The organism is Rahnella ecdela, assembly GCF_019049625.1.
Lineage (GTDB): Bacteria > Pseudomonadota > Gammaproteobacteria > Enterobacterales > Enterobacteriaceae > Rahnella > Rahnella ecdela.
Window position 1 is genome coordinate 102,713 of record NZ_JAFMOY010000123.1, and the last position, 19,645, is coordinate 122,357.

The 19,645-nt window shown below is 51.2% G+C and carries 16 protein-coding genes and 3 tRNA genes; 9 read left to right on the top strand and 10 right to left on the bottom strand.

The genetic code is table 11. The features are described from left to right. Nucleotides 1-183 precede the first annotated feature (183 nt). On the top strand, nucleotides 184-3,096 hold the full coding sequence (gene ptrA / locus J1784_RS10600; RefSeq protein WP_217149167.1) for a pitrilysin: 2,913 nt from the start codon (nucleotides 184-186) through the stop codon (nucleotides 3,094-3,096). A 77-nt stretch (nucleotides 3,097-3,173) separates the two neighbouring features. Here the strand turns inward: ptrA and argA are convergent, their stop codons facing one another. Further along, complete coding sequence (gene argA / locus J1784_RS10605) at nucleotides 3,174-4,499, bottom strand: amino-acid N-acetyltransferase (RefSeq protein ID WP_217149168.1); 1,326 nt, start codon at nucleotides 4,497-4,499, stop codon at nucleotides 3,174-3,176. A gap of 228 nt (nucleotides 4,500-4,727) precedes the next feature. Between argA and amiC the strand changes: the two genes are divergently transcribed. Beyond that, a complete protein-coding gene (amiC, locus tag J1784_RS10610; RefSeq protein WP_217149169.1) occupies nucleotides 4,728-5,978 on the top strand; it encodes an N-acetylmuramoyl-L-alanine amidase AmiC in 1,251 nt (416 codons plus the stop codon). 126 nt (nucleotides 5,979-6,104) lie between these two features. Here amiC and J1784_RS10615 read toward each other — a convergent pair. From J1784_RS10615 to J1784_RS10625, 3 genes are all read right to left on the bottom strand, one after another. Continuing rightward, a tRNA-Met gene (locus tag J1784_RS10615) sits at nucleotides 6,105-6,181 on the bottom strand. A gap of 73 nt (nucleotides 6,182-6,254) precedes the next feature. Beyond that, a tRNA-Met gene (locus J1784_RS10620) sits at nucleotides 6,255-6,331 on the bottom strand. A 62-nt stretch (nucleotides 6,332-6,393) separates the two neighbouring features. Further along, nucleotides 6,394-6,470 (bottom strand) — tRNA-Met (locus tag J1784_RS10625). A gap of 220 nt (nucleotides 6,471-6,690) precedes the next feature. Between J1784_RS10625 and mltA the strand changes: the two genes are divergently transcribed. Then, entirely contained in the window at nucleotides 6,691-7,803 is a 1,113-nt protein-coding gene (gene mltA, locus J1784_RS10630; protein ID WP_120508910.1) for a murein transglycosylase A, read from the top strand. Between the two features lie 33 nt (nucleotides 7,804-7,836). Further along, nucleotides 7,837-8,652 (top strand): tRNA cyclic N6-threonylcarbamoyladenosine(37) synthase TcdA, encoded by an 816-nt coding sequence (gene tcdA / locus J1784_RS10635; protein WP_217149170.1) that lies wholly within the window; start codon nucleotides 7,837-7,839, stop codon nucleotides 8,650-8,652. Here the strand turns inward: tcdA and csdE are convergent. Together csdE and csdA are read right to left on the bottom strand one after the other, a co-directional pair. Continuing rightward, nucleotides 8,640-9,074, bottom strand: coding sequence for a cysteine desulfurase sulfur acceptor subunit CsdE (gene csdE / locus J1784_RS10640; protein WP_217149171.1), 435 nt, complete (start codon nucleotides 9,072-9,074; stop codon nucleotides 8,640-8,642). The genes tcdA and csdE overlap by 13 nt on opposite strands. Nucleotides 9,075-9,094: 20 nt before the next feature. Beyond that, nucleotides 9,095-10,300 carry a cysteine desulfurase CsdA gene (gene csdA, locus J1784_RS10645; protein WP_217149172.1) on the bottom strand — a complete coding sequence of 402 codons (1,206 nt, stop codon included), beginning with the start codon at nucleotides 10,298-10,300 and terminating at the stop codon, nucleotides 9,095-9,097. A 187-nt stretch (nucleotides 10,301-10,487) separates the two neighbouring features. Between csdA and J1784_RS10650 the strand changes: the two genes are divergently transcribed. From J1784_RS10650 to rlmM, 4 genes are all read left to right on the top strand, one after another. Then, nucleotides 10,488-10,709: a YgdI/YgdR family lipoprotein gene (locus J1784_RS10650; protein ID WP_217149212.1), complete on the top strand. Its 222-nt coding sequence runs from the start codon at nucleotides 10,488-10,490 to the stop codon at nucleotides 10,707-10,709. Between the two features lie 506 nt (nucleotides 10,710-11,215). Then, nucleotides 11,216-12,136, top strand: coding sequence for a transcriptional regulator GcvA (locus tag J1784_RS10655; RefSeq protein ID WP_112288312.1), 921 nt, complete (start codon nucleotides 11,216-11,218; stop codon nucleotides 12,134-12,136). Between the two features lie 94 nt (nucleotides 12,137-12,230). Beyond that, complete coding sequence (locus J1784_RS10660; protein WP_112288313.1) at nucleotides 12,231-12,626, top strand: DUF423 domain-containing protein; 396 nt, start codon at nucleotides 12,231-12,233, stop codon at nucleotides 12,624-12,626. Beyond that, entirely contained in the window at nucleotides 12,619-13,725 is a 1,107-nt protein-coding gene (gene rlmM / locus J1784_RS10665) for a 23S rRNA (cytidine(2498)-2'-O)-methyltransferase RlmM (protein ID WP_217149173.1), read from the top strand. Before J1784_RS10660 ends, rlmM begins: the two co-directional genes overlap by 8 nt. Before the next feature lie 169 nt (nucleotides 13,726-13,894). On the opposite strand, the gene xni is transcribed toward rlmM, so the two are convergent. The 3 genes from xni to queF form a co-directional block, all read right to left on the bottom strand. Beyond that, nucleotides 13,895-14,647 carry a flap endonuclease Xni gene (gene xni / locus J1784_RS10670; RefSeq protein WP_217149174.1) on the bottom strand — a complete coding sequence of 251 codons (753 nt, stop codon included), beginning with the start codon at nucleotides 14,645-14,647 and terminating at the stop codon, nucleotides 13,895-13,897. Nucleotides 14,648-14,713: 66 nt separating this feature from the next. Further along, entirely contained in the window at nucleotides 14,714-16,078 is a 1,365-nt protein-coding gene (gene ppnN, locus J1784_RS10675) for a nucleotide 5'-monophosphate nucleosidase PpnN (RefSeq protein WP_217149175.1), read from the bottom strand. 170 nt (nucleotides 16,079-16,248) lie between these two features. Next, nucleotides 16,249-17,094 (bottom strand): NADPH-dependent 7-cyano-7-deazaguanine reductase QueF, encoded by an 846-nt coding sequence (gene queF, locus J1784_RS10680; protein ID WP_217149176.1) that lies wholly within the window; start codon nucleotides 17,092-17,094, stop codon nucleotides 16,249-16,251. Between the two features lie 79 nt (nucleotides 17,095-17,173). On the opposite strand from queF, the gene syd reads away from it, so the two are divergent. Further along, entirely contained in the window at nucleotides 17,174-17,725 is a 552-nt protein-coding gene (gene syd, locus J1784_RS10685) for a SecY-interacting protein (RefSeq protein WP_217149177.1), read from the top strand. 677 nt (nucleotides 17,726-18,402) lie between these two features. Here syd and J1784_RS10690 read toward each other — a convergent pair. Beyond that, the gene (locus tag J1784_RS10690; protein ID WP_217149178.1) at nucleotides 18,403-19,641 is read right to left on the bottom strand and encodes an MFS transporter; all 1,239 of its coding nucleotides are present in this window, start codon (nucleotides 19,639-19,641) and stop codon (nucleotides 18,403-18,405) included. Between the last annotated feature and the right edge of the window lie 4 nt (nucleotides 19,642-19,645).

Below are 19,645 nucleotides of genomic sequence, written 5' to 3' on the forward strand. Positions count from 1 at the left end.
TTACGGCTAAAACGTGACGGAATACAGAGAGAAAATCCCGATTCGATTTTTTTCACAACTATCCTGTTCCTGCGGGGTCTGAACAGACTCAACCGCTAAAAACAGCTTGTTGAGGTTCAGCTGTTATTGAACCGTGTATTTATTGCCCGTGTGGCACGTTTATTTGATTGAGGGAGAGTGGCAATGTTAAAACAGGTCACCCGAATTTCCGGGTTACTGTTGTTATTGACCTTTTGGGCCCCTGTTGCGAGTGCAGCGGTTTCAAGTGTGGCGGTTTCTGATGCCGCCAACTGGCAGCCTTATGCACAAGTTATCAATAAAAGTCAGAATGACCCGCGTCAGTATCAGGCTATAAAACTGGCCAATGATATGACCGTCTTGCTGGTTTCTGACCCTCAAGCTCCAAAGTCCCTCGCTGCAATGGCTATTCCGGTAGGTTCGCTCGAAGACCCTGATTCTCAATTAGGCCTGGCTCACTATACCGAACACATGTTGCTGATGGGTTCAAAGAAATATCCTCAACCGGAAAGTCTCTCGGAGTTTCTCAAAAAGCATGGTGGCAGCCATAACGGAAGCACGGCTTCATATCGCACGGCTTTTTATCTGGAAGTTGAAAATGATGCCCTTCCTGAAGCGGTCGATCGCCTTTCCAATGCCATTGGTGAACCCTTACTTGATCCGGCTAATGGTGACCGTGAGCGAAATGCCGTCAACGCTGAACTGACAATGGCCCGCTCGCGCGACGGAATGCGTATGGCGCAGGTGCGCGCAGAGACATTAAATCCTGAGCATCCGGCATCCCGTTTCGCGGGAGGAAATCTCGATACCCTGAAAGACAAACCCGGCAGCAAGCTACATGACCAGCTAACAGCTTTTTATCACCGCTATTATTCCGCGAACCTGATGGTCGGTGTGATTTACAGCAACAAGTCATTACCGGAGCTGGCAGAACTGGCCTCAACGACCTTTGGTCATATAGCCAATCATCACGCGGTGGTACCGCCGATCACGGTGCCTACATTAACTGCTGAACAGAAAGGGGAGTTCATCCATTTTGTTCCTGCACAGCCCCGAAAAGAATTACGCATTGAATTTGCGATTGATAACAACAGCGCGGATTTTCGCAGTAAAACAGATACCTATATTAGCTATCTGATTGGAAACCGCAGTCCGAACACACTCTCTGACTGGTTACAGAAACAGGGTTATGCCGACGGGATCAGCGCCGGAGCGGATCCTATGGTGAACCGTAATATGGGTGTCTTCAATATCTCGGTTTCCCTGACGGATAAAGGGCTCGCGCAGCGTGATACCGTGATTGCTGCCATATTTAACTATCTCAATGAGATGCGAACTAAGGGTATTGATAAGCCTTATTTCGACGAAATAGCCCACGTGATGGCGCTTGATTACCGGTATCCGGCATTAACGCGGGATATGGATTACGTTGAATGGCTGGTTGATACCATGCTGCGTGTGCCGGTGGAGCATGTCCTTGATTCACCTTATCTGACGGATCAGTACGATCCTAAAGCCATTGAATCCCGTCTGGATGAAATGACGCCGCAAAACGCACGCTATTGGATAATCAGCCCAAATGAGCCGCACAATAAAATGGCTTATTTCGTAAATGCGCCTTATCAGGTCGACAAAGTGCCGCCTCAGACTTATGAGCAATGGCAAACCCTCGGGCAGAATATTTCATTGTCACTACCGGCGCTTAATCCCTATATCCCTGAATCACTTGCGCTGGTGACCAAAGATTCTAATGCTACTCGACCGGAACTGCTGGTCGACGACAAAGGTTTACGGGTTTACTACATGCCCAGCAGATACTTTGCTGATGAGCCAAAAGCCAATGTGACCGTTTCTTTCCGTAACGATCAGGCGCTGAGTACGGCTAAAAATCAGGTGCTGTACGGCCTGACTGATTATCTGACCGGTGTGGCGTTTGATCAGTTGAGTTATCAGGCCTCGATTGGCGGGATCACTTTCGGGACATCTCCGGACAATGGCCTGCAATTTACAGCGACAGGTTTTACCGAGTGCCTGCCTGATTTGCTGGCCGCGCTGGTAGACAACTATCCAGATTTCAAACCTACACAGGAACAGCTGGATCAGGCAAAGTCCTGGTATCTCGAACGTCTTGCTTCGGCGGATAAGGGAAAAGCGTTTGAGCTGGCATTGCAGCCCGTACAGTTGCTCTCCCGAGTGCCTTACACCGAGCGCAGCGAACGTGAGAAACTGGTTTCAGCCATCACACTCGATGACGTAAACGCTTACCGTGAACAGCTGGTGCATCATGCTGCTGTCGAAATGATGGTTGTCGGTAATATGACTGCTGGCCAGGTTAAAGCTATGTCGCAGCAGATCATGCAAAAGCTTGGCGTGCACGGTGACAGATGGTGGCGTGGCGAACAGGCGCAGGTGACTGAACCGGTTAAAGCTAATATTCAGCGTGTCGGTACCAGTTCTGATTCGGCGCTGGCTGCCGTTTATGTGCCAACAGGCTACGATGAAGTCCAGAGTATGGGATACAGTGCGCTGCTCGGGCAGATTATTCAGCCCTGGTTCTACAGCCAGTTGCGTACTCAGGAGCAACTCGGATACGCTGTCTTTGCTTTCCCAATTCCTGTCGGAAAACAGTGGGGTATCGGTTTCCTGTTGCAAAGTAACAGCAAGCAACCGGACTATCTGTATCAGCGCTATCTGGCATTTTATCCACAGGCTGAAAAGCGCCTGCGTGAAATGAAAGATGCGGAATTCCTGCAATACAAGCAGGGACTGGTCAACGAAATGCAGCAGAATCCGCAAACGCTGGATGAGGAAGCCGACAGGTTTGGTAATGATTTCAGTCGCGGAAATGCGCAATTTGATACCCGAGCGAATGTTATCCGCGTGATTGCCGGACTGACGCAAACTCAGCTGGCAGATTACTTCCAGAAAGCGGTAATTAAACAGGAAGGGCTGGCGATGCTGTCCCAGGTATCGGGCAATGACAGCAAAACACCGCAGTATGCCGCGCCGGAAGGCTTTAAAACCTGGCCGGATACCTCGACATTGCAGAAGACGCTGGAACCTAAATCCGCGGAATAAACGACTAACCGTAGAAAACAATAAGGACGCATCAGCGTCCTTTTTGTTTTCTACAATTCAGCGGCCAATTTGTAACGTTAGAGCTCAGAAATCAGGATCTTGGAACGGCGCTGATAGTTATACATTTCCTGTTTCTGAATTGGCAGCACATCGACTTCTGCCGGTTTAAAGCCGCGTTCCTGGAACCAGTGAATACTGCGCGTCGTCAGAACAAATAAACGGTTTAGCCCCATCATTTTTGCCTGACTGGCAACGCGTTGCAGCAACATTTCACCGCGTGAAGAACTGCGGTAGTCCGGATGAACGGCAACACAGGCCATTTCGCCAATCCCTTCGTCATGGAACGGATAGAGCGCGGCACAGGCGATAGTCAGATTGTCCCGTTCGATAATGGTAAATTTATCGATTTCCATCTCCAGCTGTTCGCGGGAACGGCGCACCAGAATACCCTGTTGCTCCAGAGGGCGGATCAGTTCAAGGATACCGCCGATATCGTTGATGGTCGCGCGGCGAACCTGTTCAGCACTCTCCATAACGATTTGCGTACCGATACCATCGCGGGAGAACAGTTCCTGAACCAGCGCGCCGTCTTCCTGATAACTGATCAGGTGACTGCGACGAACACCGCTGCGGCAGGCTTTCACCGCACCGCGCAGGAAGCGGACGGTGCCGGAAAGATAATCGCCACTGGATTCCATCTGATCAATTCGTTCCTGTGCGTCATTGGGGAACAATTCGGAAATGATATTACCTTCCTCATTAATCACTCCCTGCGAAGAACAGAAGCCGATCATTTTCTCAGCCTTAAGCTTAATCGCCAGCTGCGTTGCTACTTCTTCTGATGTCAGGTTGAAGCTTTCACCGGTGACGGAAACCGCAACTGGCCCCATCAGTACAATGGCATTGCTGTCGAGCTGACGATGAATCGCTTCCTCGTCGATACGGCGGATACGGCCGCTGTGGCAGTAATCGATACCGTCATCCACACCCAGCGGCTGAGCGATGATAAAGTTGCCGCTGACCACGTTGATGTGCGCGCCCTGGAGCGGCGTATTATTCAGACTCATCGACAGCCGCGCAGTGATATCGAGCTGTAAAAGGCCGGCAGCCTGCTTAACCAGTTCGAGCGACCGGGCATCGGTGACACGGATGTTTTTATGATAAATCGGTTCGTAATTATGCTCAGCAAGGTTTGCATCAATCTGCGGACGGGCACCATAAACGACCACCAGACGAATGCCTAAGCTGTGTAACAATCCGATATCGTTGACAATATTACTGAAGTTCTCATGTTCAATGGCCTCTCCACCGAGCATGACAACGAAAGTTTTGCCACGGTGAGCATTGATATAGGGAACTGAGTGGCGAAATCCCTGAACCAGTTCAGTACTACGTTCCTTCACGGCAAAACCTCATTTGAATTTTTATTCGTAATTTTTGTATTTTTATTCTTTTAGGTGCGTGTGGCAAGTAAGAAATCTCTGTTTTTGAATTAACACTGATTACAAACAGTCAACAAATTGATAAATCGAATAAATGTTTGGGAATGACATGCGGGATTCGATTCGCTAGAATTCGCAAACTGATTTTTTTATCACCTATTTTTTACTTTTAGATACTTTTGAGACTGCATGACTGACGATAATCACAATCCCGGACGACGACGCCTTCTTCAAACCGTAGCTGCCTCCTGGATGCTGAGTGTGAGTAAAATAGGTTTTGCCGCCAGCTCACAGGTCATCGCGGTACGCATCTGGCCTTCCTCGACGTATACCCGCATTACTCTCGAATCCAGCACTCCTTTAAAATATAAGCAGTTTCTGCTCAGCGACCCGCCACGGGTGGTGATTGATATCGAGGGCGTGCATCTCAACAGCGTGCTCAAAGGCCTTGGCGAGAAAGTTCAGCAAAGTGATCCTTATATCCGTCAGGCACGGGTAGGGCAGTTCGATACTAAAACGGTTCGCATGGTGCTGGAACTCAAGCGGGCCATCAGTCCGCATGTTTTCACGCTCAAACCAGTGGCGGAGTTTCATAACCGTCTGGTGGTCGACCTTTATCCGCAAGAAGGGGAGGTCAGTGTTCAGGATGATCCGCTGCTGGCGTTACTCGAAGATTACAATCGCGGGGATGTCGCAAGAACGTTGCCGCCGGAAACCGCCAAAGACGGGAAGGCAGGGCGCAGTCGCCCGCTGGTAATCATGCTCGATCCCGGACATGGCGGCGAAGATCCGGGTGCCATCGGCAAATATAAGACGCGTGAGAAAGACGTGGTGTTACAGATTGGCCGCCGGTTACAAAAGCTCATTACGCGCGAGCCGAATATGAAAGCGTACATGACCCGCAATGAAGATGTGTTTATTCCGCTAAAAGTTCGTGTGGCGAAGGCGCGCAAGCTGCGGGCCGATCTCTTTATCTCCATTCATGCCGATGCATTTACCAGCCGGGCAGCCAAAGGTTCATCTGTTTTTGCGTTATCGACCAAGGGCGCGACCAGTTCGGCGGCGCGCTTTCTGGCACAAACCCAGAATGAATCTGACCTGATAGGCGGCGTCAGCAAAAGCGGCGACCGTTATCTCGATCATACGATGTTTGATCTGGTTCAGACGGCGACCATCAGTGACAGTCTGAAATTCGGTAAAGAAGTGCTGACGCGTATGGGCAAGATTAATCATCTGCATAAAAACAAAGTCGATCAGGCGGGATTTGCGGTGCTGAAGGCTCCGGATATTCCTTCGATTCTGGTCGAGACGGCATTTATCAGTAATATCAATGAAGAGAAAAAACTTCGCACTGCGCATTTTCAGCAGCAGGTGGCGGAATCCATTCTGGCCGGGATTAAAGCGTATTTCGCACAGGGCGGGATGTCTGCGAGGGGATAAGTCAGTTGTGTGCGGGAAGGACGCGGGAAATTCATTCCCGCTGTTCGCCGGAATTCAGATACAAAAAAACACCCGTTAAGGTGTCTGATGTTTTCTTTGCTGCTTATTTAAGCTGACGTTAGTAGTTGGTTGCGGGGGCCGGATTTGAACCGACGACCTTCGGGTTATGAGCCCGACGAGCTACCAGGCTGCTCCACCCCGCGTCCGTCACTACTTAGTACTGCTTTACTGCATCACATTATCCGAACCGAGCATCTTCATACTTCAGTCTCGAATTGGTTGCGGGGGCCGGATTTGAACCGACGACCTTCGGGTTATGAGCCCGACGAGCTACCAGGCTGCTCCACCCCGCGTCCGTATACTGCTTTACTTCATCGTACAATTCAACTGAGCATTTCATGCATCGAAATCGAATTGGTTGCGGGGGCCGGATTTGAACCGACGACCTTCGGGTTATGAGCCCGACGAGCTACCAGGCTGCTCCACCCCGCGTCCGATGGAGGCGAACTATACTCCCCATGAGATTTCGTGCAACCCTTTTTTTAATTTATTCAAATAAAGCACTTAGTTGCTGGCTTTTCATCCACAAAATCGCCGTTTCATGTCCAATTTGGCTCAGTGCACTTTTTTCAGCTGTGGCAATTCCTTTCTGATAGGCCGTTTGTTATCGTTTCGCCAGTCATTTCCCTGAATGTAAGAGAGCGCGGCAATAATGAAAGGACGTTGGAGTAAATATCTGCTGGGTGGTCTGGTGATAGCGGTATTGGCGGGATGTTCCTCGAGACCTACCGACCGCGGCCAGCAGTATAAAGATGGTCGTCTGGATAACGCGCTTGAATACGTGAATGAGCCGAATGCGACAGGCAAACCGGTAAATGCGCTGGATTACTCCAATCAGGTTGCAGCCGTTCAAATTGCCTCTTCTTCTTTATATGGTCGTAATAACACGACATTCCAGGCCGTCGAGCAATGGTTACGCTCCGGCGCGGATACCCGCAATCTGAGTCAGTACGGCATCAGCGCATATCAGATGGAAGGCGCGGACAATTTCGGTAACGTCCAGCTGACCGGCTATTACACACCGGTGGTGCAGGCACGTTATACCCGTCAGGGTGAATTCCAGTATCCGCTGTACCGTATGCCGCCAAAACGTGGTCGTTTACCCGATCGCGCTTCCATCTATTCCGGTGCGCTAAGCGATAACTACGTGATTGCCTGGACTAACTCCCTGATGGATAACTTCATGATGGAAGTGCAGGGCAGCGGGTATGTCGATTACGGCGATGGTCGCCCGTTCATGTTCTTTGGTTACGCAGGCAAGAATGGTCATGCTTACCGCAGTATCGGCAAAGTGCTGATCGACCGTGGCGAAGTGGCGCGTGAGAACATGTCTATGCAGGCTATCCGCCAGTGGGCCGATACGCACAGCGCGGCAGAAGTGCGTGAACTGCTCGAGCAGAATCCGTCATTTGTCTTCTTTAAACCAGAACCTTTCGCGCCGGTTCGTGGCGCAAGTGGTGTTCCGCTGATTGCCAAAGCATCTGTGGCATCTGACCGTTCGCTAATCCCGGCGGGTACAACTTTGCTGGCTGAAGTGCCGGAGCTTAACGATAAAGGTAAGTTTACCGGTAAATATCATATGCGTCTGATGGTAGCACTGGATGTCGGGGGCGCGATAAAAGGGCAACATTTCGATATGTATCAGGGGATTGGGACTGATGCCGGTCATGCAGCAGGATATTATAATCACTACGGACGCGTCTGGGTGTTAAAATCAGCGCAGAACGGCAAGCCGCTGTTCACGGCGTACGCGCCCTCTAACTAGATTTCGACACAACGCACTGAGGTTTATCGTTTCATGACAGCTACTTACTCCGACGCTTATCAGCAACGTTTTGGTGGAACTGCACGGCTCTACGGTCAGCAGTCACTGGAGCTGTTTTCGCAGGCGCATGTCTGTGTGATTGGTATTGGAGGAGTGGGCTCATGGGCGGCGGAAGCGCTGGCGCGAACCGGCATTGGCGCCATCACGCTGATTGATATGGATGACGTGTGCGTCACTAACACCAACCGCCAGATCCATGCCCTGCGTGAAAATGTCGGGCAGGCGAAGACGGAAATCATGGCGCAGCGCATCCTGGCGATTAATCCGGAGTGTAAAGTCACTTGCATCGACGATTTTATTACGCCAGACAACGTGGCTGAGATGCTCAATCAGGGGTTCAGCTACGTGATTGATGCAATCGACAGCGTGCGTCCCAAAGCCGCGCTGCTGGCCTATTGCCGTCGCTATAAGATCCCGGTAGTCACGACGGGCGGCGCGGGCGGACAAATCGATCCGACGCAGATCTCTGTCGTGGATTTGGCGAAAACCATCCAGGATCCGCTGGCAGCAAAACTGCGTGAGCGCCTGAAAAATGATTTTAATGTGGTGAAAAACAGCAAAGGCAAGCTCGGAATTGACTGTGTATTTTCCAGCGAACCGCTGATGTATCCGCAGGCCGATGGCTCAGTGTGCGCTTCACGGGCAACGGCGGAAGGACCGAAGCGCATGGATTGTGCTTCCGGTTTTGGTGCGGCGACGATGGTCACCGCAACGTTTGGGTTTGTCGCGGTTTCTCATGTCCTGAAGAAAATGATGGCGAAAGCACAGCGTCAGTCTCAGGCAGCCTGACGGGCAAGGGTGATCACGCCTCCAGCAAGAGCATTAAGTCCGCTCGAGCGACTGGTGCTGAGCTGCTCACGCAATCCCAACACATCAAATAACGCCAGCGGATCCCGCTTTAAGATCTCGTCTGGCGTTTTGCCTTCTACCGCCGTCAGTAACACGGCCAGCAAACCTTTCACGATGCGACCTTCGCTGTCACCATAAAAATGCATCGTCCCGTTCTCTGCTTTCTCGGCACCCAGCCAGACCCGGTTTTCACACCCTGACAGCTCATTTTTTGGCGTTTTCAGCGCAATATCCAGCGGTGGCAGGGATTTTGCGAGCAGGATTAACTGGCGGTAGCGGTCTTCCCACTGACGGAATGACGCGAATTTTTCGGTCAGTGAGTTTTCAGTGATCTCGTGGCCGAAAGGATGTGGCGCTAACATGTTATTCCCCAAACAATGAATTAATCGGCTAACAAATCGAGGGCATATTTTACCGCACCGACCAGCCGCATAACGTCCTGTTCATTATTATACGGCGCAAATGATGCCCGTAATGTTCCGCTGATGCCCAGCACATCCATCAATGGCTGAGCGCAATGCTGTCCTGCGCGCAAGGCAATCCCCTGTTCGGCCAGCAATGCGACCAGATCACTGTGATGTACTCCGGCGATATCGAATGCCAAAACAGAAGAATTCTGAGCGCGGAAACTGCGGAAACCTTCAATCTGCGCCAGCTGTTCTTCAGCCTGTTTCGCCAGTTGCTGGGTGTATTTCTCCGCTGCTTGCAGATCTACAGTCTTCAGCCATTTCAGGGCAGCAGACATCCCGATCACTCCGGCAATATTTGGCGTTCCTGCTTCGAAGCGGTGCGGAATAGCCTGCGGCGTGAAACCCGTCATCGAAGCCTGTGTCAGCATTTTTCCGCCCCCCTGCCACGGCGACATACTCTCAAGTAACTCGGTTTTGCCATACAGCACGCCGATGCCGGTCGGCCCGTAAAGTTTATGACCGGAGAAAGCATAAAAGTCGATATCGAGTTGCCGTACATCTGGCGGGCAATGCACCACGCCCTGGGCGCCATCGATAAGAACGGCGGTGCCGTTTGCATGCGCCTGTTTAACGGCGCGGGCAATATCGGGCATTGCGCCGGTCACGTTCGACATTTGCGTCAGCGCCAGCAGGCGTGTTTTGCTGTTAAGAAGGGAAGAAAGGGCATCGATATCCGGTGTACCGTTTTCCTCCACCGGCAGCGTGACGACGTGCGCCTGACACTGTTGCGCCACCATCAGCCACGGAATGAGGTTCGCGTGATGCTCAGCCTGACTGACAATAATCTCGTCACCCGGCTGCAAACGCGGGCGCAGCCAGCTTTGTGCTACCAGATTTATCGATTCGGTGGTGCCTCGCGTCCAGACGATGTTTTCGCTATGCGGCGCATTAATCCATTCTGCGACCTGCGTTCTGGCCTGCTCGTATTGTTCCGTCAGCGTTTGCGCTGCCCGATGCTGGCTGCGGTGGACGGTTGCGCCTTCCTGCGTATAGAAATTCACAGTCGCGTCGATCACCGCCTGCGGTTTCAACGCCGTCGCAGCGCTGTCGAGGTAACATTGTCCCTGAGACAACGCAGGAAAGTGCTGCCGGAAACCGGTGGGATTAAAGTCAGTCATACGAAATCAGATCCTTCGGCCTGAGTTAAAAAATGCAGGTTTTTTGTAACACAAGCCGCTTATTCATTTTAGGAATGGTTACCTGGAAATTTATCAGAGGTTTGTTATGCTGAATTACGAAGACTAGAAGCATTAACCTGGAGTTTTACCAGGAATTTAAAGCATTTCAATCTGCAAGGAGTCTATGATGAAGAAGATCGTCGCCGTAATTTCAGCTGCACTGCTGACGACAACACTTGCCGCCTGTTCGAGCAACTACGTAATGCATACCAACGATGGCCGTACCATTGTTGCTGAGGGCAAACCAAGCACGGACAGTGATACCGGTATGATCAGTTATACCGATGCGTATGGCAACAAGCAGCAGATCAATAAATCTGAAGTTAAAGAAATGGCAGAAGGGAATTAATCCCTCAGGTGACCACCCTGATTGTTTGAATCCGGGGTAACCTCACATTCTGCTTTATGACAAAACCGGCTCTTCTTGCGATGAGGCCGGTTTTGTCACGTTATGCGCCCGCATAACGCTGTTATTGCCCTGACGTGCCCTGACGTGCCCAGTCTTGCCTGTCTGTCTTGAAAGAAAACAGGCAAAAAAAAGCACCGCAAATTGCGGTGCTGAAAAATCACTTTGGACAGACAGGGTAATGTACAGGAAGTGAAAAGTTTGTAGCATTCAAGCTACGTGTCTGGATCGCCAGACAATTGCAAACACAACATCACAACCACAAGCCAAAAGTATTTCAGCATCCTCATACCAATCTACTTTTCGTTCCGGCTCAGGAAGTGGCGCCACTATAGGTTTTTGCCTGTACATCCTCAACGGACAAATTATAATGTCTCGGATAAAAAAAACTAATGTCTAAAACCGTGGACAGTCGCTCCGCATACCGGCGAATAAGAAGTATCCATTCTATGTCAAAACGTTTACCGCCTTTGAATTCTCTGCGGGTATTTGATGCCGCAGCTCGCCACCTTAGTTTTACTAAGGCTGCCGAAGAATTGTTCGTCACGCAGGCCGCTGTTAGCCACCAGATTAAGTCACTTGAGGACTTTTTAGGGTTAAAACTGTTTCGCAGGCGTAATCGCTCATTGTTACTGACTGAAGAAGGGCAGAGCTATTATCTGGATATTAAGGAGATATTCTCGTCCCTGAATGAGGCAACGCGTAAACTTCAGGCGCGCAGTGCGAAAGGCGCTCTGACAGTGAGTTTGCCTCCGAGCTTTGCAATTCAGTGGTTGGTGCCAAGATTGTCTGGCTTTAACTCAGCTTATCCGGGCATCGACGTGCGCATCCAGGCTGTGGACCGTGAAGAAGACAAATTGTCAGATGACGTTGACGTAGCGATTTTCCATGGTCGGGGCAACTGGCCGGGGCTGCGGGCCGAGCGTTTATATGCTGAATATTTACTTCCGGTTTGTTCTCCTTCTTTACTGATGAGCGATAATCCGCTGAAGGAACCGGCAGATTTAAGCCACCACACTTTGCTGCACGACGCCTCCCGCCGCGACTGGCTGGCTTATACCAAACAGCTCGGCTTACAGCAGATCAATGTTCAACAGGGCCCCATTTTCAGCCACAGCGCGATGGTGGTTCAGGCCGCCGTACACGGGCAAGGCATTGCGCTGGTGAATAATGTCATGGCGCAGACTGAAATTGAGGCCGGACGTCTGGTCTGTCCGTTCAGCGAAGTTTTGATCAGTAAAAATGCTTTTTATCTGGTTTGTCATGACAGTCAGGCAGAACTGGGTAAAATAGCCGCCTTTCGTCAGTGGATCCTCGCGCGTGCAGCCAGCGAGCAGGAAAAACTGCGCTTTCGTTTCGATCAGGCATGATGCCGGATTTCTGGGGATAGAATGTTCTGGGTCAGTTTATAGGACTGATTACTCAGGATTTTCATCGGCAAATAACGATAACAGGTAACGTATAATGACCAGTCGTTCAATGTTGATCTTCGCCGCAATCAGCGGTTTTATCTACGTCGCTTTCGGTGCCTTTGGCGCACATGTGTTGAGTCAGTCACTCGGCGAAGCGGAAATGGCGTGGGTCCACACCGGATTAACGTATCAAAGTATTCATACACTGGCGGTGATGATTTTAGGTGTTGCGATGCAGCGCCAGCGTAATGTGTGGTTCTACTGGAGCAGCGCCTTTTTAGCGCTGGGAACCGTGTTGTTCAGCGGCAGCCTTTATTGTCTGGCTCTGTCGCATCTCCGTTTATTCGTTTTTGTAACTCCGATTGGCGGTACCTTGTTCCTGGTCGGTTGGATTTTGATGTTGATCGGCGCACTGCGCCTGAAGAAAAAGGCCGAACGCCATGAATAAAGTTGCTCTCTACTGCCGCCAGGGTTTTGAAAAAGAATGCGCTGCAGAAATTACCGATAAAGCCGCAAAGATGGAAATCTTCGGTTTTGCCCGTGTTAAAGAAAATAGCGGATATGTGCTGTTTGAATGCTATCAGCCGGATGATGCTGACAAGATTGCGAAGAATTTACCGTTCCGCGAACTGATTTTTGCCCGTCAGTTAATCGTGGTTGGCGAGTTGCTGAAAGATTTACCCCCGGAAGATCGCGTTTCTCCGATCGTCGGTATGGTGCAGAACGTGATCACCAATGGCGGTGAGCTTCGCGTCGAAGTACCGGACACCAATGAAAGCAAAGAACTGACTAAGTTCTGTCGCAAACTGACGGTGCCGTTGCGCTCAGCGATGCGTGAATGCAAAGTGCTGGGAAAGAAAGAGAATGCCCTGCGCCCGGTGGTGCATGTGTTCTTTATCGCGCCGGGTTGCTGCTACGTGGGGTATTCCTACAGCAATAACAACTCACCTTTCTATATGGGTATTCCTCGCCTCAAGTTACCGTCCGAAGCCCCAAGTCGCTCGACGCTGAAACTCGAAGAAGCTTTCCACGTTTTTATTCCTGCGGATGAGTGGGATGAGCGTCTGGCGAGTGGCATGTACGCGGTCGATTTAGGCGCGTGTCCTGGTGGCTGGACGTATCAGCTGACACAACGCAGCATGATGGTCACCGCTATCGACAACGGTCCGATGGCGCCAAGTCTGATGGAAACTGGTCAGGTTATCCACCTGCGCGAAGACGGCTTCCGCTACAAATCTACCAGTACCAAAAACTACTGGCTGGTGTGCGACATGGTAGAAAAACCGGCGAAAGTGGCGGCGCTGATGTGTGACTGGCTGGTCAACGGCTGGTGTCGCGAGGCGATTTTCAACCTGAAGTTACCGATGAAAAAGCGTTACGAAGAAGTGTCCAATATTCTGGCGCGCATCGACGAACGACTGAAAGAAAATGGCGTGAACGCAGAGATCTTCGCGAAACAGCTTTATCATGACCGCGAAGAAGTGACCGTGCATATCCGCCGTTTCTGGTCGGCTATTGGCGGGCGTCGCGATGAGCGTGATCGCTGATACTCTTCATACTTCAAGTTGCTGATGCGTTGGCCGCCTGCGCTCACCCGAATCACTTACTCATGTAAGCTCATCGGGATTCACTGACTTGCCGCCTTCCTGCAACTCGAATTATTTTGAGTATCTGATAATGGCGTTTCTAATAAGAAGCGCCTTTTTTACCCCCATTTTATGGCAGGCGCAGTTGCTGTAAGTTGCCGTCCAGCGCGACGTCGGTTTGCAGCGTTGAAACCCGTTTGCAGATATAAGCTTGTTCACGATGTTCCTCCAGCTTCTTACGCCATTTTTCCGGCACGCCTTCGAGATTATCGTAAAGCTCATCCAGCGATCCGGTCTGCGTCAGTAACGTGACCGCAGTCTTGGGGCCAATCCCCGGTACGCCGGGAATTTTACTGCTGCTGATCCCCGCAAGCCCCCAGTAATCGGTCAGTTGTTGCGGCAGAACGCCAAAGGTTTCCTGCACAAAAGGCATGTCCAGCCAGCGTTTCTGGAAGTAATCGCGGATTTGAACATTTGGTGCCAGCAGCTGGCAGTAACCTTTATCGGTTGAAACGATAGTGACCTGATGTCCGCCGGACGAGACTTTCGCGGTCAGCGTGGCCGCCAGGTCATCCGCTTCGTTACCTGCTGAATGCCAGCAGGCGATGCCATGCGCTTCGAAACCGGCTTTCAGACTGGGCATTTCCGCGAATAAGTTTTCCGGCATTGGTGTGCGCCCGGCTTTGTAGTCGGGCAGGCTCTGATGACGCCAGCTGTCGGCGCGGTCATCTTCGTCGAAGACGGCAACGGCATGGGTGGGCTGAGTATGCTGAATCAGTTGCGCGATGGCGTTCTGGCAGGTAGTCAGACAGGGCGAACCCTGAACCGCATGAATACGGCGGATCAGGTTGAGGGCATCGATAATCAGCAGATGTATAGCCATGATAATCTCCATAATAAAGGCGACTCGCGTCGCCCTTAGATCTGCTTTAGAAACGTGGCTGAGGAGTCAGGCACAAATCTCATAACAAGGAATGTACGCGCTGCCCGGCAATTTCATGCGGTGCTGTGCGACGAACCCTTGCAGCAGACTGTCCATTTTTTTCATTAATGCCGGATCACCATGCAGCTTGAAGCGACCATGTTGTTCGATGGCGTGGATCCCGAACTCTTTCACGTTACCGGCCACAATCCCGGAGAAGGCGCGACGCAGTGCGGCGGCCAGTTCCTGCGGTGGCTGGTTTGGATAAAGGTTCAGGTTCGCCATGTTTTCATGGTTTGGCTCGAAAGGATGCTGTAAATCAGGCGCAATGCGAATCGACCAGTTAAAGCTGTACGCGTCGCCGCTGTTCCGGCGGTTTTCTTTCACCAGCGGCATTGCGCGTTTCATCTGACGGGCCACTTCTGTCGGATCGTCGATGATAATGGTGTAGAACTTACAGGCTTCTTCACCGAGCGTATCTTTAATGAAAGCGTCGAGCACATGGAAGTAGTCGGCGCTTTCTTTCGGGCCGGTCAGGATCAGCGGAAGAACCTGATCACTGTTTTCCGGATCCATCAGGATCCCCAGCAGATACAGCAGTTCTTCTGCGGTGCCTACGCCGCCAGGGAAAATAATGATCCCGTGGGCAATACGAACAAATGCCTCAAGCCGTTTTTCGATATCCGGCATGATGATCAGTTCGTTGACCAGCGGATTAGGCGGCTCGGCGGCAATAATCGAAGGCTCGGTCATGCCGATAAAGCGGCCTGATTTGTAACGCTGTTGCGCGTGGCCGACCGCGGCACCTTTCATCGGCGCTTCCATCGCACCCGGACCACAGCCGGTACAAATGTTCAGTTCGCGTAAACCCAGCTGGCTGCCAACGTTGCGGGCGTACTGGTATTCGATTTCATTAATGGAGTGTCCGCCCCAGCACACGACCATGTTCGGATCTTCATCCAGATGCAAGGCACGGGCGTTGCGTAAGATTGAAAACACCAGGTTGGTCAGGTGTGCTGAATTTTCGGTATTCAGGGTCTGATAACGTCCGGCGTTGTCGATTTGCCCGCTGACGAAGAGGATATCGCGCAGCACAGCAAACAGGTTGGCCTGCAACGAACGGATGATACGCCCGTCCACAAAGGCGTCTTCCGGTGGATTCACCAGTTCAAGTTTCACACCACGCTCTCTGCGCAGTACGTTGATATCAAAGCTTTCGTAACGTTCGAGAAGTTCTTTACTGCTGTCAGTCTGGCTGCCGCTGTTGAGGACGGCGAGTGAACAATTTCGGAAAAGGCGGTAGAGGTCGCTGCTCGCAGTGCGTTTGAGCATGTCGACTTCCAGCTGCGACAACAAATCCATTGAGCCTAACGGGCTGATATGTGTAATCAAAGTTGCTCCTTGACACCAACGGGTGCAGTGATTCTTTCTGCTACCTGATTGCGGCGCATGATTTTTCGAATCATGTTTTTTGCGCCGTATGCAATTTAACAGTAACCCTGTCATCAGGCTTTTACCAATGCTGACAGAGCGTTAGCTCAGTTCTTGAGCAACGTCTCGCATTATTGTCTGACAAGTCTCGCTGTTGCAGGGTAAAACGGGAAGTTGGATCTCCACGGATTGATATCCAGGCCGCCGCGTCGCGTATAACGGGCGTACACGGAAAGTTTTTCCGGCTGGCAGAAACGCAGTAGATCGTTGAAAATTCGCTCGACGCATTGTTCGTGGAATTCGTTGTGATGACGGAAAGACACCAGATAGCGGAGCAGGGCTTCACGGTCGATTTTCGGGCCGCGATAGTGGATCTGTACGGAACCCCAGTCCGGCTGATGGGTGATCAGACAGTTGGATTTTAGCAAATGACTGACCAGCGATTCTTCAACAATTTCTTCGCCTTTGGCATTGGTCAGATAATCCGTGCTGAACTCGTAACTGTCGATTTCAATATCCTGCTCATCAATGCAGACGCCTTCGAAACGCCCTACCGGCGTGCCTTCAATTTCAGACAGGCGGCAGACCGTTACCGCCACGTCACCTTGCGCGCAGGCGCTTAAGTCACGGGTTAAGGTTTTCTGCACCGTTTCCCAGTCAGGGAAAACGGTCTGGTTGAAACTGTTCAGATAGAGTTTGAAACTTTTGGATTCGATCAGGTTCTGACTATCGGCATTCAGGCTGATTTCGCCAACAGCAACCTGCGGTAATCCTTTCGCGTTGAGCCAGGACAATTCATACAGCGTCCAGATATCGGCGCCATGAAACGGTAAGTTATCCGGATACAAGCCCAGCGGCTCACGGTTCATGCTGCGCGGAACAGCCTGCAATAAAGACGCATCATAATGGTCGACGTAAGCCGTACTTTTACCCAGCGTCAGTTGCGCCAGAGCGGGGTTATCCTGATATGAGGACATGCTGTCACCTTGCTTAGAGATCGGTACAATAGAGAATAGCCACCAGTTTAACCCAGCCTTACCGGAAGATGAGAGAATTATGGAGTCTGAAGTTTCTGTATCATTGCGTGAATTTACTCAGCGTTTTGTCGATCTCTGGCAACAGGAAACCGGCATGCCGCCTTCCAGCGAAGCCCTGTTCGGTGTGGAATCACCATGCGTGGTGAAGACGGATGAAGACAAAGTGTACTGGCTGACCCAGACATTCAGCCCGCAGGCGACCCTGGAAAATGTAGAACGCGCAATGGAATTACAGCTGCGTACAGAGGCGCATGAGTTTTATACCACCCAGTTCGCCGGAGATATGACGGCCAGTTGGCAGGGCAATGCGCTGACACTGTTGCAGGTGTGGAGCCCGGAAGATTTCACCCGTTTGCAGGAAAATCTGATTGGTCATTTGGTTACACAAAAGCGTCTGAAGCTGACACCCACTATTTTTCTGGCGACCACAGATTCCGAGCTGGATCTGATTTCGTTGTGTAATGTGACGGGCAATGTTGTGCTTGAACAGTTCGGTAGCAAAAAACGAACTATACTCTCGCCATCGTTGTCAGAATTCCTTACAATGCTGACCGCTGTTTACCCCGCCTGATTTAATAATCGATGTACCCCAACCCGCAGAGCACAAATGGCTCACAAGCGTGTGAGAGATCTCTCACAAAGGCTGTAAGAGATCTCGCTAATTTGACTTAATTGTTTGCTTTAAATTAATTTAAATTCCTTTTTAATCAATAGCTTTATGAATACTTTTCTTGTGATGCGGCTTACACCCCCTGATTTTGGCTTACAGCCTGTCTTGTCCGGGAGGGCAAAATCAACGATTCTAGTCGTGCACCAAGGAAGCATGAGACAGAACATCAGGATGATGGCTGAATCATAAAAGAAGGGGACGGCTCAGGAAGAGTCAGGACGGCATCGGATTATGCCAGGATGTTTCAGGACGAAACCAGGGACACCTCCAGGACGGAGAAGAGAGTTCACAAAGGAAGCTGAGCGGGTCACAGATGACCAAGGGATATCAGTCAGGATGACTTAGGACAGACCGTCAGGATGAAAGTTGGACGATGCGAAGGATAGCCGGTTAGGATAACCGCAGGAAAAGTTTTCAGGGATTGAGCAGGGAGCACTTAGGTAGCTGGATTGCTATAAAACGAACCGGGGGCACTGTGTAAACAGTGCCCCCAACTTTTTGTTTGAATCTTTTATCGCAGTGCTGGAACAGTCTGGTAACAGAAGGCGCTCCGCGATATCCGAAGCGCCCCTCTGTTTTTAGCCTATTGCACCTAAGACATCATCCTGTCCCTGCTTTTTCGGCAGCAGGAATAACGTGGCGAAGATATCCAGCAGATAAATCGCCGCCAGTAATGTAATGGCTGCGGTAAACGAAACCTGCGCCACCAGTATCCCGATCACCAGCGGACCAAAACCGCCCACGCCACGTCCGAGATTAAACAACAGATTCTGCGCGGTCGCTCTGACGTGTACAGGATAGAGATCCGATATCAGCCCGCCGTAACCGCCAATCATGCCATTCACAAACATGCCCATCACCGCACCCGCGAATAACATCAGGATCGGATCGGTAAGTTGCGCATAACACACCACCATAATGACGGCTCCGACCTGATAAATCAGGAAGATTTTCCAGCGCGGGAAACGGTCAGAAAGCACGCCGAACAGCCAGATCCCAAACGTCATCCCCACAACAGTCACCGCCGTCCACAGGCCGGATTTGGTCAGTGAGAAGCCGAAGTTTTTCGACAGATAGCTTGGCATCCAGATCATCAACCCGTAATAGCCGAAGTTCTGTACCGAACACAGGATCAGAATACCGAGACTGGCTTTCGTGGTGGCTTTATCGCGGAACAATAATTTGATGCGGCTGAACAGTGAGCCATCATTATTACTGGCTGTGTGTTTGACGAAGGCTTCCGGTTCCCCCATTGTGCGGCGGATAAGAAAAGAGGCCAGAGCAGGCAGCAGCCCGACCAGGAACATGCCGCGCCAGCCGATAACGCCGAGCAGCAGCGGTGTCAGAAATGCCGCCATTAATACACCGAGCTGCCAGCCCATGCCGACATACGCCGAGGCGCGGTTACGTTTTTCAGCCGGCCACGCTTCTGCAATCAGCGCCATACCAATACCGAATTCGCCACCGAGCCCGACACCGGCCAGCGTGCGGTAAATCAATAAATCCCAATAGCCTTGTGCGAAAGCACACAAACCGGTGAACAGGGAGAACATCAAAATGGTGAAGGTCAGTACGCGGATACGGCCAAAACGATCGCTGATTGGCCCGAAAATCACGCCGCCCAGTACGGCACCAATCAGAGTCCAGGTGACCAGAGAACCGCTTTGTGAGGATGACAAACCAAATTCGCTGGTGATAGCGGGAAGCATGAAGCCGAGGATCAGTAAATCAAAGCCGTCCATAGCGTAGCCGGTGACGGAGGCCAGCATGGCTTTTGCCGGTGTTGCGTGTGCTTTTTGAGTATGTTGTGCGGACATTTTT

What these genes read in the sequence shown, in the direction of transcription:
- ptrA (WP_217149167.1), top strand. Translation starts at nt 184, where the DNA reads ATGTTAAAACAGGTCACCCGAATTTCCGGGTTACTGTTGTTATTGACC.
- amiC (WP_217149169.1), top strand. Translation starts at nt 4,728, where the DNA reads ATGACTGACGATAATCACAATCCCGGACGACGACGCCTTCTTCAAACC.
- mltA (WP_120508910.1), top strand. Translation starts at nt 6,691, where the DNA reads ATGAAAGGACGTTGGAGTAAATATCTGCTGGGTGGTCTGGTGATAGCG.
- tcdA (WP_217149170.1), top strand. Translation starts at nt 7,837, where the DNA reads ATGACAGCTACTTACTCCGACGCTTATCAGCAACGTTTTGGTGGAACT.
- csdE (WP_217149171.1), bottom strand. Translation starts at nt 9,074, where the DNA reads ATGTTAGCGCCACATCCTTTCGGCCACGAGATCACTGAAAACTCACTG.
- csdA (WP_217149172.1), bottom strand. Translation starts at nt 10,300, where the DNA reads ATGACTGACTTTAATCCCACCGGTTTCCGGCAGCACTTTCCTGCGTTG.
- J1784_RS10650 (WP_217149212.1), top strand. Translation starts at nt 10,488, where the DNA reads ATGAAGAAGATCGTCGCCGTAATTTCAGCTGCACTGCTGACGACAACA.
- J1784_RS10655 (WP_112288312.1), top strand. Translation starts at nt 11,216, where the DNA reads ATGTCAAAACGTTTACCGCCTTTGAATTCTCTGCGGGTATTTGATGCC.
- J1784_RS10660 (WP_112288313.1), top strand. Translation starts at nt 12,231, where the DNA reads ATGACCAGTCGTTCAATGTTGATCTTCGCCGCAATCAGCGGTTTTATC.
- rlmM (WP_217149173.1), top strand. Translation starts at nt 12,619, where the DNA reads ATGAATAAAGTTGCTCTCTACTGCCGCCAGGGTTTTGAAAAAGAATGC.
- xni (WP_217149174.1), bottom strand. Translation starts at nt 14,647, where the DNA reads ATGGCTATACATCTGCTGATTATCGATGCCCTCAACCTGATCCGCCGT.
- queF (WP_217149176.1), bottom strand. Translation starts at nt 17,094, where the DNA reads ATGTCCTCATATCAGGATAACCCCGCTCTGGCGCAACTGACGCTGGGT.
- syd (WP_217149177.1), top strand. Translation starts at nt 17,174, where the DNA reads ATGGAGTCTGAAGTTTCTGTATCATTGCGTGAATTTACTCAGCGTTTT.
- J1784_RS10690 (WP_217149178.1), bottom strand. Translation starts at nt 19,641, where the DNA reads ATGTCCGCACAACATACTCAAAAAGCACACGCAACACCGGCAAAAGCC.